The organism is Calothrix sp. PCC 6303, assembly GCF_000317435.1.
GTDB lineage: Bacteria > Cyanobacteriota > Cyanobacteriia > Cyanobacteriales > Nostocaceae > PCC-6303.
Genome location: NC_019751.1, coordinates 1,167,605 through 1,183,915, shown reverse-complemented (window position 1 = coordinate 1,183,915; position 16,311 = coordinate 1,167,605). Strand labels below are relative to the sequence as shown.

The 16,311-nt window shown below is 39.4% G+C and carries 15 protein-coding genes; 11 read left to right on the top strand and 4 right to left on the bottom strand.

What is annotated here, in order from left to right:
- Positions 1–3 precede the first annotated feature (3 nt).
- A complete protein-coding gene (locus CAL6303_RS04860; protein ID WP_015196721.1) occupies positions 4–612 on the top strand; it encodes a phycobiliprotein lyase in 609 nt (202 codons plus the stop codon).
- A 121-nt stretch (positions 613–733) separates the two neighbouring features.
- On the opposite strand, the gene CAL6303_RS04855 is transcribed toward CAL6303_RS04860, so the two are convergent.
- On the bottom strand, positions 734–1,324 hold the full coding sequence (locus tag CAL6303_RS04855; RefSeq protein ID WP_015196720.1) for a phycobiliprotein lyase: 591 nt from the start codon (positions 1,322–1,324) through the stop codon (positions 734–736).
- A gap of 325 nt (positions 1,325–1,649) precedes the next feature.
- Here CAL6303_RS04855 and CAL6303_RS04850 point away from each other — a divergent pair, with 325 nt between their 5' ends.
- The 4 genes from CAL6303_RS04850 (at position 1,650) to glpK (ending at position 5,132) form a co-directional block, all read left to right on the top strand.
- Positions 1,650–1,817 (top strand): NblA/ycf18 family protein, encoded by a 168-nt coding sequence (locus tag CAL6303_RS04850; RefSeq protein WP_015196719.1) that lies wholly within the window; start codon positions 1,650–1,652, stop codon positions 1,815–1,817.
- Positions 1,818–2,065: 248 nt separating this feature from the next.
- Complete coding sequence (locus CAL6303_RS04845; RefSeq protein WP_015196718.1) at positions 2,066–2,626, top strand: 5-formyltetrahydrofolate cyclo-ligase; 561 nt, start codon at positions 2,066–2,068, stop codon at positions 2,624–2,626.
- Between the two features lie 46 nt (positions 2,627–2,672).
- Positions 2,673–3,536, top strand: coding sequence for a carbohydrate ABC transporter permease (locus CAL6303_RS04840; protein ID WP_015196717.1), 864 nt, complete (start codon positions 2,673–2,675; stop codon positions 3,534–3,536).
- A 108-nt stretch (positions 3,537–3,644) separates the two neighbouring features.
- A complete protein-coding gene (gene glpK, locus CAL6303_RS04835) occupies positions 3,645–5,132 on the top strand; it encodes a glycerol kinase GlpK (protein ID WP_015196716.1) in 1,488 nt (495 codons plus the stop codon).
- Positions 5,133–5,409: 277 nt separating this feature from the next.
- Here the strand turns inward: glpK and CAL6303_RS04830 are convergent, their stop codons facing one another.
- Positions 5,410–6,225: a sulfurtransferase gene (locus tag CAL6303_RS04830; RefSeq protein ID WP_015196715.1), complete on the bottom strand. Its 816-nt coding sequence runs from the start codon at positions 6,223–6,225 to the stop codon at positions 5,410–5,412.
- A 104-nt stretch (positions 6,226–6,329) separates the two neighbouring features.
- On the opposite strand from CAL6303_RS04830, the gene CAL6303_RS04825 reads away from it, so the two are divergent.
- The 5 genes from CAL6303_RS04825 to CAL6303_RS04805 all read left to right on the top strand — a co-directional run bounded on the left by CAL6303_RS04825 (position 6,330) and on the right by CAL6303_RS04805 (position 13,208).
- Positions 6,330–7,247: a tRNA (5-methylaminomethyl-2-thiouridine)(34)-methyltransferase MnmD gene (locus CAL6303_RS04825; RefSeq protein WP_015196714.1), complete on the top strand. Its 918-nt coding sequence runs from the start codon at positions 6,330–6,332 to the stop codon at positions 7,245–7,247.
- A gap of 835 nt (positions 7,248–8,082) precedes the next feature.
- A complete protein-coding gene (locus CAL6303_RS04820; RefSeq protein ID WP_015196713.1) occupies positions 8,083–9,303 on the top strand; it encodes a two-component system response regulator in 1,221 nt (406 codons plus the stop codon).
- A gap of 93 nt (positions 9,304–9,396) precedes the next feature.
- A complete protein-coding gene (glmU, locus tag CAL6303_RS04815; RefSeq protein WP_015196712.1) occupies positions 9,397–10,761 on the top strand; it encodes a bifunctional UDP-N-acetylglucosamine diphosphorylase/glucosamine-1-phosphate N-acetyltransferase GlmU in 1,365 nt (454 codons plus the stop codon).
- Positions 10,762–11,452: 691 nt separating this feature from the next.
- Entirely contained in the window at positions 11,453–12,040 is a 588-nt protein-coding gene (locus tag CAL6303_RS04810; RefSeq protein WP_015196711.1) for a metalloregulator ArsR/SmtB family transcription factor, read from the top strand.
- 598 nt (positions 12,041–12,638) lie between these two features.
- Entirely contained in the window at positions 12,639–13,208 is a 570-nt protein-coding gene (locus CAL6303_RS04805; RefSeq protein ID WP_015196710.1) for a hypothetical protein, read from the top strand.
- 82 nt (positions 13,209–13,290) lie between these two features.
- Here CAL6303_RS04805 and CAL6303_RS04800 read toward each other — a convergent pair whose 3' ends face one another.
- Positions 13,291–14,190, bottom strand: coding sequence for a TRADD-N-associated membrane domain-containing protein (locus CAL6303_RS04800; protein ID WP_015196709.1), 900 nt, complete (start codon positions 14,188–14,190; stop codon positions 13,291–13,293).
- A gap of 273 nt (positions 14,191–14,463) precedes the next feature.
- Here CAL6303_RS04800 and CAL6303_RS04795 point away from each other — a divergent pair, with 273 nt between their 5' ends.
- Positions 14,464–14,988 (top strand): DUF456 domain-containing protein, encoded by a 525-nt coding sequence (locus tag CAL6303_RS04795; RefSeq protein ID WP_015196708.1) that lies wholly within the window; start codon positions 14,464–14,466, stop codon positions 14,986–14,988.
- A gap of 191 nt (positions 14,989–15,179) precedes the next feature.
- Here CAL6303_RS04795 and CAL6303_RS04790 read toward each other — a convergent pair whose 3' ends face one another.
- Positions 15,180–15,998, bottom strand: a complete 819-nt coding sequence (locus tag CAL6303_RS04790; RefSeq protein ID WP_015196707.1) for an LEVG family PEP-CTERM protein — start codon at positions 15,996–15,998, stop codon at positions 15,180–15,182.
- Positions 15,999–16,311: the final 313 nt, after the last annotated feature.

The following is a 16,311-nucleotide window of genomic DNA, read 5'->3' as shown; positions in this document are numbered from 1 at the left end:
TTTATGATATTTTCACCACCAATGACGATGATGGATTTTTTTCGCAAAAGCGAAGGAATTTGGTATATCCAACGCACAGTACATAATTTTGATCTGACAGCAGATGAGTCAGGAGAATCGAAAATTCATGTACAAGTTATTAATCAAAGGGATCCACGGATCAAATTAGTTTGTGAGCCACAAGGGATCGATAGTGCGATCGCATCTGGAGGAGCGAGCTTTATGTGGCAAGCCCATGAAGAAAATAGTAAGGAACCTGATCCTGATAAAGCGGCGGTATTAGTTGATGTACCAGATGATGAAACGGGACGATCTGGCAAGCTGCTTAGGAACCAAGGCTACGTAGAACGAATTCCTGTAATTAGCCGTTACTGGTTTGGTCAGGATGGAATTTTAACCATTGATACTGAATATGAAAATAACCAAGGGCAAGAGCGCTGCTGGTTCATTAACGATGATTTTCGGGTACGAGTCAGCACCATCAGAATGATGAACGGCGTATATTTAATGACCTACTGTTCTGAAAGACGCTGTGTCTCGGATACCGATTTAAAAAATCTACTTGAGCAGAATTTAGTCAGAGCCTCGGCAAGCACAACGCAGCATCAGTGATTACTGGGTGATTGTATGGAGGCTTTTGAGTGTTACACCATAAAAATCGTCACGGATTATAAATCCCCAACTTCCTAAAGAAATTGGGGATCTCAATACTTAAAGAATAAGTACTGCGGACTTACCAACCCAATACAGACGAAGATTGTAATTGAGCATCTGCATCTAAGTTCGGTGTCTCAACTTCAGCATCAACACGGCTTTCAACACAGTAAGAGGCTGTGCTAAAACCTCCAAAGCGTTTCACTGTACTAGTTCGCATCCGCATATTGGGACCAGCAAACCAAAATCTCTCAATGGAACTCATGGTTTCGTAGTCAGTGGTTAGTACTAAACCATCTTCTTCATCCATGTGAAATTCTCCAACAACAGGCATGATCTCTGCATACCCACGTTCCCGTAATAATTTGCCTTGACGAGGGTTATCTGCATCGGGAACGATTGCAAAAATCGTTTTACCTTCGTGGTTTTCCTCTCCTTCTCGATCCCAAGCCATTGTTCCTAGCCAACGTACCCGTGAACCCCCCACCGATAAATTAGGATCAACTTCGTGCATTTGACAAAGGCTGATAATTTCCGGATCGTCTGCATCTAAAGTTTCTACCTGAATTTCCGATTCACCTGTTTCCGAACGTTTAAATGCTAGGTGGTGTGTTGCCCTTGTAGACTTCCATCTTCCAGCACTCAATCGAAAAAATTCCATTGCGTCCATCTAACTTTTGGCTCCTAACTGCTGTTTCCTATGGTTGATTTATTTAGCTTGGTATTGATCTAATCTTAATTACTAAGGTACAGCGACTCTATGTTTGCTTTCAATCTGCTCCGTCATAATTTTTATCGCTTATTACCTTTGTATTAAGTTTTATATACATGATTAATCATAGCTTGACAAAGTAGTTGATTTAACAATCATGTGATATATTAAGAGAAGTTACAAATATTGCTTTAGTGGCAATTTTCGGTGCTATTGGCATAGCCTTGACACCCAAGAATCGTAGCCCCACTGTAAGCGATTCGGTTATTAACAGGAGTGACTTATGGAATTCCCAACCCAATTAAGCATAGAGCAGCAGTTTCGCTTGCAAACGCTCAAAGAACAAGTGAAAAGTCTCAGCCAACAAGAAGCTCAGGACTTTTTGCTAGAAGTGTTACGGCAGATGATGGTGAAAGACAATTTGGTGAGACACTTAATCAAACAAGCATGATTTAGCAAACACCTTGATGTTTGTATTGCATCGCACAAACTTTAGTAAGTATTTCAAATCAACCTAAATAAATCGAATCAGCGAGCCTAGGTAAAGTGAAGTGAACTTAATTTACCTAGGCTCGCTTGGTTGTCAGCTAATACCAATGTTTATTTCCGCCTACTTACTTAAATAAATTATTCAAACAAAAACTCACAGAGACGAAATATGTCACATCTCTAACGGTTTTCAGTTATGATGAATCCTTTATGAATAAACAAGAATTGCGGCGTAATCTGCTAAAAAAACGTCAGTTGATGACACAGCAAGAGTGGAAAGAAAAGAGCGATCGCATTTCTGCCCAATTACTAGATTTTCCGTTGTTTCAGGAAGCTAAAACCATTTTGGCTTATTTCAGTTTTCGTCAAGAACCTGATTTAAGTTGTTTGTATAAAAATTATCACCATCGAAAAATCTGGGGTTTTCCTCGCTGTGAAGGTAAAAGTTTAATTTGGCATATCTGGAAACCTGGAGATGCTTTACAAACTGGTGCTTATGGGATTAGTGAACCTGATATTCAGAACCCTTTAATTAAATCTGCTGAAGTTGATCTAATTCTAGTTCCATCTGTTGCTTGCGATGCGCTCGGCTACCGTTTAGGCTATGGTGGCGGTTACTATGATCGTTTGTTAAGTTCACCACAATGGAAAAATCCGGTAACTATGGGAATCGTCTTTGAATTTGCCTATTTCCCTGAGTTACCCATCGAAGCTTGGGATCAACCCTTAAATTATATTTGTACTGATACGGGAATCAAGATTCAAAACTAAAACTGTTCCAATGCATATTTCCAAACATATAATAATTTGACTTTAGATGACTAATTCTCAAGTGCGAAATTCCCAACTGAAGATAGCTGGTACCTATTTGTTGCTGAGTGCGATCGCATTCGCCACGCTCTTCCCATTATTATGGCTAATTGGCACGGCACTCAAATCCCAATCGGAAAATATATTTCAATCACCACCCCAACTTTTACCTAGCCAACCAACACTTGATAACTTTATTACGGTGTGGCAAAGCAACCCCTTGGGGCAATATCTCCTCAACAGCACTGTGATTGCCGTGGTGACTGTTATTCTCAACTTAATATTTTGCGCTTTAGCAGCTTATCCCCTCGCCAGATTATCATTTCCCGGTAGAGATTGGATTTTCATCCTCATCGTCTCAACCATCATGATTCCATTTCAAATCTTGATGATTCCCCTCTATATCCTGACTGTGCAGTTAGGTTTACTGAAGCGAGAATTTGGTGAATTTGGCACCTATTTAGCAGTAATTTTCCCTAGTTTAGCCAGTGCTTTTGGAATTTTCCTCCTCCGTCAAGCATTTTCCAGTGTCCCTAAAGAAATAGAGGAAGCTGCAAGAATGGATGGTTGTTCTGAACTAGGAATCTGGTGGTTTATTATGTTACCAGCAATTCGTCCAGCCCTAATTACCCTGGCAATATTTGTATTTATCGGTTCCTGGAGTGACTTTCTTTGGCCCCTCATTGTCATCCAAAACGAAAATCTATACACTTTACCTTTAGGGATTGCCAAGCTTGCAGGAACATTTTCCCTGGATTGGCGTTTAGTGGCTGCTGGTTCGGTAATTTCTATAATTCCAGCAATGGGATTATTTTTATTTCTGCAAAAATATATCGTCCCAACTGATGCGGGTAGCAGTGTAAAGGGTTAAGTTAAGCTTGAAAATACCACATGTTCCCAACTTCTTGAAATCAGTCGGGGATATTTTCATTGCCAAGTGGTATTTTTAACCCAGAGACATCTATAGGGATTTTGGGGTATGGGATATATTCTGGCGTTAGATTTGGGCACAACTGGAAATAGGGCGTTTATATTTGATATCAATGGTAAAGTTATCGCCCAAGCATACAGGGAATTGGCGCAGTATTATCCCCAACCGGGCTGGTTAGAACATAATCCCCAAGAGATTTGGCAGGATACTTGTTGGGTGATGGAACATGCTATTAAAAATGCCCAAATTAACCCAGATGAAATTGTTGCTATCGGTTTAACGGTACAGCGGGAAACCTGTTTACTGTGGGATAAAACCACCGGAGAACCGCTGTATAATGCCATTGTTTGGCAAGATAGACGTACAGCAGCTTTTTGTCAGCAACTCCAGGAAAAAGATAATGCAGATTTGATATACGAACGCACTGGCTTGGTACTTGATGCTTATTTTTCGGCTAGCAAGTTAAGATGGTTACTAGATCAATGTCAAGATGTTCATCTCAACAATATATTGGCTGGAACAATCGATACTTGGATACTCTGGAAACTTACTGAGGGTAAAGTCCACGCTACCGACCATAGCAATGCTAGCCGGACGATGTTAATGAATTTGGCTACCTGTCAATGGGATTCACAATTGTTGGAGTTATTTCAGGTACCTATAGAGATATTGCCGCAGATTCAACCAAGTTTTAGTGAATTTGGATTTACTAGTACTGCAATACTAGGAGTACCAATTCCCATCACCGCAGTATTGGGAGATCAGCAAGCCTCTTTATTCGGTCACAATTGTACTAGTCCCGGTTTAATGAAATGCACCTACGGAACTGGGAGTTTTTTGGTAGCAAATACAGGGAATCAGATTATTCGTTCTGGACAAAAGTTAATTTCTACTTTGGCATGGACTCAAGTCAAAAATCACCAGTTGCAAATTAACTATGCTTTGGAAGGGAGCATGTTTACAGCGGGAGCATGTATTCAGTGGGTACGCGATCGCTTAAAATTAATAGCGACTGCTGCTGAAAGCGAAATTATGGCAAACCAAGTTACTGATAACGGCGGCGTATATTTTGTACCAGCATTCAGCGGACTAGGGGCACCCCATTGGGATATGGATGTGCGGGGGGCATTTTGGGGACTTACAGGTGGTGTACAATCACAGCATATAGTGCGTTCCGTCTTAGAAGCGATCGCGTTCCAAGTCAAAGAGGTAGTTCAAGCGATAGAAACATCCAGTTCCATCCCCGTGCAACAACTAGCTGTAGATGGTGGCGCTTGTGAAAACAATTTTTTGATGCAGCTACAAGCGGATATTTTGGGAATTCCTGTAGAACGTCCCGTTATGCGTGATACTACCGTTCAGGGTATAGCATTTGCCGCTGGATTAAGAGTGGGATTTTGGGATAGCGATGAAGTTTTGCTTTCCCAACGGCAAATTGAACGAATATTTGAACCCAGACAGGAACAAAATAAAGTTCTAGATGATTTTCACCGCTGGCAAAAAGCAGTTGAATTAACTAAATCTTGGCAAAATTGAGAGGAAAAGTTATTTCTAGGGACTTCCAGAAAATAAAATATCCTGGAGTTTGGGCAGCGTTCGATGGTTCCTGAGCCTGTCGGAACGAAGTGTACCGGAGGTAAAGTAGCGCTCACGCCGAAGTCTTGCCCGAAAAAACAGGCAAGATGCCTGTTCCACAACAGAAAATTGGATAATTATTTAATTAGAAGTCCCCTAGGACTGACCCTTTCAAGGTGGGTAGCGACTAACGATCTAAACCCGGTTTCTTCTGTCATTTCCCCCTGCCCTCTCCCTCTTATTCATAACTAATCCAGTCACTCCAGCTACCAGCATAAAGCTTCCCTGTGGAAATCTCAGCCAAATCTAAAGCTAGCAAATTCACGCAAGCAGTCACCCCAGAACCGCAATAAACTATGATTTCTGGAGAATTTTCCACATCTTGCCATCTTTGACGTTGAAGTTCTGGGGAAATTGCGTAACCAGAATTATCGGTTACATCTTGCCAAGGATAATTAACCGCACCGGGAATATGACCAGCAATTTTATCAATAGGTTCGTGAATTCCATGATAGCGATCGCGTTCGCGGGAATCAACTAAAACAGCCTCAGCTAAATTTTGCTGTTTTTTCACATCAGCTATATCCACCACCATGTGGGGTTGAACTTGGGGAATAAAACTAGCTGTTTTCGCTTCAGAAATCACATCAGTTACAGGGTACCCAGCACTCATCCACCCAGCAAAACCACCATCAAGCACAGCAACTTGCTGATGTCCCAAGTAGCGCAACAACCACCACAATCGGGATGCAAATGCGAAGCGTGAATCATCATAAGCAACAACTAGAGTTTTTTGAAAATCCACACCCATTGCTGCTAACTTAATTCCTAACTCCTCTGGTTTAGGTAAAGGATGTCTGCCACCATGTTCTTGTACAGGACTGGATAAATCCTCATTTAAATTCAAATAGTAAGCACCGGGAATATGACTAACTTGATATTGTTGCCAACCTAATTGCGAATCCGCAAGAGAAAACCGACAATCAATAATCACAACCTGATCACGATTCTCAAACAAGGATTGGGCAGAAATAATTGAAGATTTGTTTATCATAAATATGTACTGAGACAGAATTAATTACACTCTTTTTTTTCTTGTTCCTGTTCCCCCTTTATCTGCACCAATCAATTTAATTTTGTTTTATCCATCTACTGATAATGCCAGACTCCGAAATGTTTTCCCCAAAACTTACAAGTGATGGTTCATTCACTTTTTTTTCGCAAGAATTTAACGAATTATTTCACAGCCATTTTGGAGCGCGTCAAGAAAGTTTTCAAAAGTTTGCATATCCAACCCAGCTACAAACCCAAGCTCAAAAACCAGTATTACGACTGTTAGATATTTGTTACGGGTTAGGGTATAATACCGCAGCCGCCCTACAAACTATTTGGGAAACTAATCCTCATTGCCAAGTGGAAATAATTGCTCTAGAGCAAAATTCATCAGTTCCCCAAGCTGCTATCGGCGAGGATATTTTTCAACAATGGGACTGTAAATATACAGATATTTTGACTCAAATAGCATATCACCATCAAATTCAAAATCAACATCTTACAGCTAAACTTCTAATTGGTGATGCAAGGCAAACAATCTTACAAGTCATCACATCAGGTTTTCAAGCAGATGCAATTTTTCTCGATCCATTTTCACCTCCCCAATGTCCCCAACTATGGACTGTGGAATTTATCAGCTTAGTTGCTAAGTGTTTACACTGGCAAGGTCTTCTGGCGACCTATTCCTGTGCTGCATCCGTAAGAGTTGCCCTTTTAACTGCTGGTTTAGCAATAGGTTCAACTTCACCAGTGGGGAGAAAATCTCCAGGTACAGTTGCAATGCCATTAGCAGCAGAAACCTTCTATCAACAGATCGATACTCATAAAAATATCCCGATTATCTCGTCTTTTCCCCTTTCTGCGGCAGAAATCGAACATTTACAAACCCGTGCAGCTGTTCCCTATCGGGATCCTCAGCTACAAGACTGTGCTTCTATAATTAGGCAACGACGGCAGCAAGAGCAACTAAACAGCACTTTAGAAAGCACTTATCAATGGCGAAAGCGCTGGAGTTTAGGATAAATCACAAACATTTAAGGGTGAACGCTCACTTGGTGATGAAATAATGTTACGTATTTTACATAATATTGAAGTGATTTCCAATATCTTATTATAAAATAATTACTTAATTTACTTGATTTTACTTACGTACAAGCAAGCCTAGACATGGCTGTACTTGTAGCAAAAAACTCAATAAATCGGGAATGGCTCCATTTTCTGCTATTTAAGTAGTTATCTATAGCTGTCCTACTTTGCACATTTAGCTAGATTTTCCATGGAAATAAACAAATTACATTGCAATTTCGATGAGTTTTGTGATCACGATCACTTATGTATAGATTAGTCTGTCACATATATATATGACATGAGCATGATTAAATCATTAGTATCAAGGAAAACTATGTACTATCACATAGTTTTGTTAGGGAGTTACAGTGTTAACAAACTCTTATACGTAGAAATAAATCCAATTTTTAGCAAACTCACACTAATTATTCCCTGATTAACTTTGCTGGGAGATACTTAAGTAAATCCCTAACTATCTCTTGTAAATTCGGATAGCGAATCTAATTATTCAGAAATTTCCGATTACAATTTACCAAATTAGACTTTTTGGGTTAATTATCGTGTTAGTAAATCTCAGTAAAAAACCTGATTTAACATTCGTAGAGATTGTTCATACTGGAATTGAATATTGGGGAATAATTTAAAACACCCTAAATACTTTCAATAAGAACTCAGCCAATTTAGATATCATAACTTGGATATAGAGGTCGTTTACACTGCCTACAATGTCTAAGAGATTTCAATACTGAACACTATAAACTTGTAAATTTCTTCAAATTGGAGTACCTTCGTGGTTCATAAATCCAATTATACAGGCTCTACTTCCGAGAATTCCGGTCGTTTGAATTCTTCAGCCGTTGCTCCCAGTATCTGTCAAAATCCAAATCAAGGATTACATACACAGCAAAGTTATTCACCCAGCAGATCAAAAGAGGAACCTCTTTTAGAAGCAGTGAATGCTGTAGATACCTGGCTTAACTCTGATTCTAATGCTAAAAGTATTTCCTTGATTTCATTTGTGCAGCAAGTCGAAGGGTCGAAAGTGAATGGTTCTGATTTAGATGTACCCAAAGTTTTAGTTGTAGATGATCATTCTGCCAGTAGAATGGCAGCAGCAGCCTTACTAGCAATGGAAGGCTATGAGGTCATCGAAGCTGACAGTGGCTACACTGCCATTACACTCGTGACCCAAAAGCAGCCAGACTTGATTTTATTAGATGTAATGATGCCGGGAATGGATGGCTTTGAAGTTTGTCAAAAAGTCAAACAAGACGAACAAACCAGACTAATTCCAGTAATCTTCATTACCGCTCTCAACGATAAGCGATCGCGTATTCACGGGATCGAGGTTGGGGCAGATGACTTTCTCACCAAACCTTTTGATCGCTTAGAATTGGCAGCACGCGTCAAATCATTAGTTCAACAAAAACGCTTAAATGAAGATTTAGACCACGCTGAAAAAGTCCTTTTTTCCATCGCCACAGCCATCGAAAGCCGCGATCCCAACACGGGAAATCACTGCGAACGACTTGTCAGCCTAGGAAAAGCTTTTGGCGAATATCTCCACCTTTCGCGCAACCAAGTCAGAGATTTAATGTGGGGTGGATATTTACACGATATTGGCAAAGTTGGTATCCCAGATGCAGTTTTACTCAAGCACGGAGGCTTGACAAGCGAAGAATGGGACATCATGCAGCAGCATGTAAAAATCGGTGAAAGAATTTGCCAACCCCTACGAACTATGCGGGGAGTTATTCCCATCATTCGCCATCATCACGAACGCTGGGACGGTTCTGGATATCCAGATCGACTCAAAGGTGACGAAATTCCCTATCTGGCACAGGTTTTTCAGATCATTGATATCTATGATGCACTGACCAGCGAAAGAACCTACAAGCAAGCCTTTACCCCCGATAACGCAATCAAAATGATGTGGGAGGAAACCAATAAAGGTTGGCGCAACCCCGAACTGATGCAGCAATTTAGCTCCTTTGTTTTAGGTCGAAGCTGATTCAATGAGAAAATTTAAATTAACTTGTTTAGTGAGCAATCCAAAATGGTATGAGTTAACTTATCGTAATTCACACACAGATGATCGCTAATTATGGTAGTTGTAGCAATTCTGGCAGCGGGACGGGGTACAAGGATGAAATCAAACCTACCCAAAGTATTACATTCATTGGGTGGGCGATCGCTTGTCGAACGAGTAATCCATAGTGTTGAACCCCTTTCACCCTCACGCAAGATGGTTATCATTGGATACCAAGCTGAAGAAGTAAAGACAGCTATGGAGCCAATTTCGGGTTTAGAATTTATTGAGCAAACGGTACAACTGGGAACAGGTCACGCAATTCAGCAATTATTGCCGCATCTTCAGGGCTATGAAGGTGATTTGCTGGTGTTAAATGGCGATGTGCCTTTGCTACGTCAAGAAACCATGAAAAACTTGCTGCATACCCATCAAGAAAATAAAAATGCTGCCACTATCCTGACTGCTTGCTTACCCGATCCTCAAGGTTATGGACGGGTTTTTTGCAATGCTGAGAACTTTGTTCAGCAAATAGTCGAGCATAAAGACTGTACAGATGCCCAAAAACAAAATCGCCGTATTAATGCAGGAATTTATTGTTTCCGTTGGCAAAATTTAGAACAGGTCTTACCATATTTAGAAGCAAACAATGCTCAGAAAGAGTATTATCTAACGGATGCTGTCACCCAAGTTAACCCCGTAATGGCTGTTGATGTCGAAGATTATCAAGAAATCTTAGGTATCAATGACCGTCTTCAATTAGCAGATGCCTACGAAATTTTACAACAGCGTGTCAAAGAACAATGGATGATGGCAGGTGTCAGTATCATTGATCCTAGTAGTGTGACAATTGACGAAACTGTAGAATTACAACCAGATGTAGTTTTGGAACCCCAAACCCACATTCGCGGAAACACAGTGATTTGTAGTGGTAGCCATATTGGACCTGGATGCCTAATTGAAAATAGCGAAATTGGTGCCAATGTGACGGTACGCTATTCCGTAATTACCGATAGTTGTATTAAGGCAGGTAGTAAAGTTGGTCCATATGCTCACTTACGTGGTCATGCTGAAGTTGGCGAAGGTTGCCGCATTGGTAATTTTGTAGAACTGAAGAAAACTAAACTTGGTGATAAAACTAATGTTGCCCACCTTTCCTACTTGGGTGACACCACAGCTGGTTCTAAAGTTAATATTGGGGCTGGAACCATTACAGCTAATTATGATGGCGTAAATAAGCATCCCACCCAAATAGGCGATCGCACTAGCACTGGAGCTAATACTATTTTAGTAGCACCCGTTACTCTGGGAGATGATGTGTACGTGGCAGCAGGTTCCACAATTACAGAAAATATCCCCAATGATTCTTTAGCCGTTGCCCGCACGCGTCAAATTATTAAAGCTGGCTGGGTATCCAAGAAGAAAAAAAGTCAACAGTGAGCAATTATCAATTAAGGGGGAACTTTTAACTGGCAAGAGGGAACAGTGAATTCATGGGAAGGAAATTTAAGCAAGGCAGCTTTCTAGGCAGAAAGCTGCCTTATAAATGCCCGAACTTCCCACCCTCTGAAACGAGAAAATTAGAAATAAGGGTAAAACTGTTCCCTGTTAAGAGTTCCCCGTTCCCTACCCTCACTAGAAGACTTTTACAGCTAACGCTGCGCTACGCGTTTCTTGGATGCCCGAAAGGGCTATACAGCAAACCCTAATTAGACCAAGATCTATAAAGTTAATTACTACTTGTAATATTTGTTTGTGTAATGCGTTAGGTTAAGCCTAACCGCAGGAATTATATTTTTACATTTAAGATTTATCAAGAAGATCAATCCTGCAAATAGCGCAGAATATCAATATCATGCTTTTGTTTTTCTAATCAGACAATTTAAAATTACTTATATCTATCTTTTATTTTAGCTTGTAAATTCAGCCAAAATATGTTTTTGGGGCTTTAGTCTGCACAAATGTAAAGAACTACTTAAGAAAATTAATTCTTACTAGAAAAACACTACAAAATGATCAATTGATAACACTAAAAGTTCCTAGTCCGAGATTTACGCTGTGTGAAAGGAGGACAGCACAACTATTCGATTCAACTCTAATTAGATGGGTGTCGAATCAAATATGACAAAGTATGAAAAATGATCATTTTCAAGTTTTATTACGCTTTTTTAAAGCATTAGCAGATGAAAGTCGATTAAAAATTTTGGGGATTTTAGCACATCAAGAATGCAGTGTTGAAGAATTAGCTGCATTACTCCAGCTTAAAGAACCGACCGTATCGCATCATTTGACTAGACTAAAAGAGTTACATTTAGTGACTATGCGTCCAGAAGGGAACGCCCATTTATATCAGCTAAATGCTGTAGAATTAGAAAATATCAGTCGTGAGATTTTTACACCTGAAAAAATGGCTTCTTTAGTTGGAACCGTAAATATAGAAACCTGGGAAAACAAAGTATTAAAAACCTATATTGAAGGTGATTTTCAGAATATAGAAGCCTCTGTACGACTTAAAGAAATTCCAGCTAGTCGCAAAAAGCGTTCGGTTGTACTGAAATGGTTGGCAAGCAAATTTGAGCTAGGAGTTGATTATCCAGAACAAGCAGTGAACGACACCATCAAGCGATACCACCCCGATTGTGCTACCTTACGGCGCGAACTAGTTAGCTATGAATTTATGAAACGTGATCAGGGGATATATTGTCGTTCGGTACAGTAGCGATACAGAACAGAGTTTGAATAAATGAGGTACGGGTAAAACTGAAAATACTGAAATATCAGTATAATTTGTATATTTTTTTGAATATACATTTATATAGATTGTTATATTTTTAACAGGGCTTATCTGCACAAGTCTATGATGAACTGAAGCTACCGCACCATCAGCAATTTCAGTCATTTTATTCCCTATAGAAGGATGATAGCTTTGTAAAAATATGATCAAGTTTTTACCCTGTATCTTATTTAATACTGATATCTAACCACAGATAGATTGACATTCAATGTGTATACACGTAAGTATATACTTTGGGAAGTAATTATAATCATACCTCTACTCACTATTTTTACTTAAATATAAGAAAGGTTTATGGAAAAACTTTACATAAAATTGTCAAGATTCATCAAAATTATACAAATAATCTTTCCATAAATAATTAAGTTTATATAAAGACGGTACACTAAATTTTACCGGTCATGAGCTACTAACACTCAGTACAGCTTAGTTATCAATAACTATTAGCAGGACTTTTGGGTGAATAATGTAGCGTTTGAATGGCAATGATCTGCATCAAACTGAATACCAGTAGGTTTTTATAATGTTAAGAAAAATCATAGTACCAACCGTAGTAATTTCCGGTACAGTGTTAGCTTGTTTTAGCGCTCTGTTGGTTTTACAAGGCTCGAAACCAGTAGAGATCCAAATGGATAACCGCCAAGTTTTTTATGGCGAACTTAAAGATGTATTTACCCCTCCAGTTGCTGGATTAGTTAGTATAGCGATCGCAGTCACGACAGCGACGGTAATTGGGTGTCAACAATCCCTTAAGGAATCATCTGGTTTGCAGCAAAGAATATCTGCACTTGAGCAGCAAATATCCGATAGAGAATCAGAAATTGAGGCACTCAAACTTGCTCCCGAAAGTCCAGTTCTGGCTAAACTAGATTGGTTTTTAGAACGCGATCATTTTCATGCTCAACAAGCGCAAATAGAAACTCTACCGCTAGAAGAAGTCTTATCCTCATTTGAACCAGTTGCTGAACCTGTAGTTAAAGCAAATCCAGGTTATGAGTATCAAGTAATTACATCGAATTCTGCATCAGTGCAGGCAGCAACTTCGATGTTTGCCACCGTACAGCCTTTTGCTGGTTTGAATCGTCGGAAATAAGAACCCGTTTTTTTGTTCCCTATGTTTTTGATATTTGTTAGAAGACGTAGCGCTGCTACGTCTCTAATACTTTTAGCAAGCTCTAAGTTTCCGGATAATCATCATCGTATCCACCATTGCCGGGTAACTGAGGGTTTTTCTTTGGTATATATCCACCTAAGTCAACTGGTTGAGCCTGAAATCCGGCTATTTGCAACGACCACTGTGCCTTAACTATATCCCGCAAGTTGGGGCTTTCAATAGATTCAATTAGCATAATAGCTTGTGTTTGTCTATCGTCAGAACGCAATCGATCATAAAGTTCAGTAGCGCGTTTACGTGTTCCCTCTGCTTGACGAAAAAATAATGCGGCTACAGCTTCAATAGCAATTCCGGGAAGGGTATTCAGCAAGGCGATTTCCGGTTCTTTTGCCCTTAAAGCAGTAAAACCAGTATACATAATTAATAAAAATCCAAATGATGCTGCTGTAATACTAAACCAAAATTGTGATGCGGCTTGAGAAAGTGCTTGGGTGTGATAATTATGAATCAATTCTGCTGCAACTGTGCGGAATCTTTCCTCAGTCTCATCAAGATTCTGGGTAATGCCGGGTTTACAATTTTGAAGTCTGGAATGCTGAACTGCGATCGCAAGTTCTTCTGCTCCTTTAAGTTCTTGTTCTAACTGCTGTTTATTTTTCCCTGATAAAACCGAAGTTGCTAAACCCAATACACTCAAGCTAACTGCTGTGACTCCCCCTACGAGAATCGGATAACCAACTTCATTGGTATCAAAGTTTTGAATTTGATTACTACTAGAATTTAAGGAGCCAGAAGACTGTGACAAAGCTGGTTCAACTGCTATAGCCAGGGTAAAAATTGAGGAAGCGATAAAGCTATGCTTGAAGAGTGCGATCCTTCTTCTGGGAATAGGTGTCGCTGTGGCATAACCGCAAAATTTCTTCCCAAATATAAGATTGAATTTAGAGATTATTTTATACAAAATTAGTGCCTGTAGATGCTATGTTTTCGTGCTTTTGGGTATTTTTTGTTTAAAAGCAGACATACATTATATGAAAAAATTCAGTGTTTGGTGCTTGTGGAGAAAATATAAGATTTAATTGTTCAGCGATTCCAAAGTAATACTTCAAATCTAAAAGCCTAGCAAATACAAGACTTTTGGCTTATCTCCCAGGAAAGTCGATAATTTGATGCAGAGCAAGCAGAGTTAAGATTAGACCATAAGTTAATCTCGTTCACTCGCTAATTACTTTCTATGCAAACTCAAGTTGTTTACTGGATACTTATCGCGGTTATGGTTATCGGTATCGTTGGTGCTGTGGTTCCAGCGCTTCCAGGTACCAGTCTGATTTTAGCCGCAATTGTGATTTGGGGTTTTGTCAAAGGTTCTTGGGCAGCTATCAGCACACCTTTGATTGTGACGGGTATCGTGCTGTTACTCAGTATAGGGATAGATTTTTTAGCTGGTTACATTGGTGCAAAAAAAGCTGGTGCTAGTAAATGGGGACAAATAGGAGCTTTTGTGGGCTTGGTGGTGGGATTTTTTGGTTTGTTGCCTGCACTTCCTTTCGGAGGTCCATTGTTAGGAATGTTACTTGGTCCATTACTAGGGGCAATTATCGCTGAGTATTTATTTTGCCGAAATTGGCAAGTTGCCATTAAAGCTGGTGTCGGGATAGTTGTGGGAACATTAGTGGGGAACCTGATTCAAGGTTTACTTGCGATCGCATGTGTGATAGTTTTCCTATTTTCTACTTGGGGACAAGTGTTTGGAGGATAAATATTCCAAAATCGTAAAAAAATGAGTAGATGTGACTCTACTCAAATAACGAGAAGGATTAAATTTGTAGAAATAAATATAGATTAGATGTAAACCTGATAATTAATAATTAAATCAAACTCAATAGATGCGAACCTGATAATTTTATTTGTAAGAAGTGGTAGATGAATGATTTGCAAAGTAAATCTAGACTAGTTGAATTTGACTGCTTTGCTGTTGCGACGACGATTCAAACCAAACATTGCAGCCAATCCTAAAGCACCCAAGCTTGCATTTACACCAGGTTCAGGAACTGCTGTACCTTGGAGAGTCACGCCATCACCAGTGTTGAAGCTAATACCATCTTTATCTGGATTTTGACCTAATTGACCTAGTTGAATCTCGAAGTTTTTAACATTTCTCAATGTGATTTCTTGAAGACCATCATTAGGACCAGCAGCAGCGATGAGGGATGCGAGTGTTTGACTTACACCATTAACTTTTATGACTCTTGTGGAATCTTTATATTCAACGTCATGCAAGCTCAATACTAATTTTGATACAGTTTCGCCAAGGAAATCAAAGTTGAATAAACCAGTTTCCAAGCGACCTTTTTCTAATGGTTTGCCTTTGTTATCCAAAGCAACAGGACGTAACCAAAATTGACCAAGGGGGGTATTTGTTCCTTCATCTAATTTGCTTGCACCATTATCACCAAAAAAGCTGATATTAACACCACTTTTTTTATAAGTGTTAGCTGTATCTCTGTTGTCTGAGAATAGAAGACTAGCTTTGTTGGTGTCGTTATAAGCAAGACTTTTAACGGTAAAACCAAAAGATTGGGTTTGAATGCAATTTGCGTTGGAAAGGCAAACAGAAGTGTTGTTATTTTGTAGAAGTGCAACTTCACCTTCTTCACCTAAATCGAAGCTGCTAAAGCCTGCTGCATGTGCCGCAGATGACATACTTAAAGCACCAAGACTAACAGTAGCAACTGTTGTGATTTTGACAATTGAATTTAACTTTTGCATGTTTTTTAAAGTTGTTATTGTTTGTTTTGTTGGCTGTTTGCAGTTGTTTTGCTGCTTTTTTGTTTGCAATGTACAAATACTATTCCGCCTACAACGTCAGTGTCACCCCTTAAGGTGAAGGTTTATTCTAACTTGACCACAAGAATAATTTTGGGAAAATTACTTAGATATTGAAATTTAATCAATACTGGTACTTATTCAAAAAGTGTAACAAAATAAGCTTTGCTCGAAATATGAATACTGCTAAAATCCCCTTTCTTTAACTAGATTATTAATCTCTTCAAAAAATTGCAGTCATCAAATATAAAGTTGG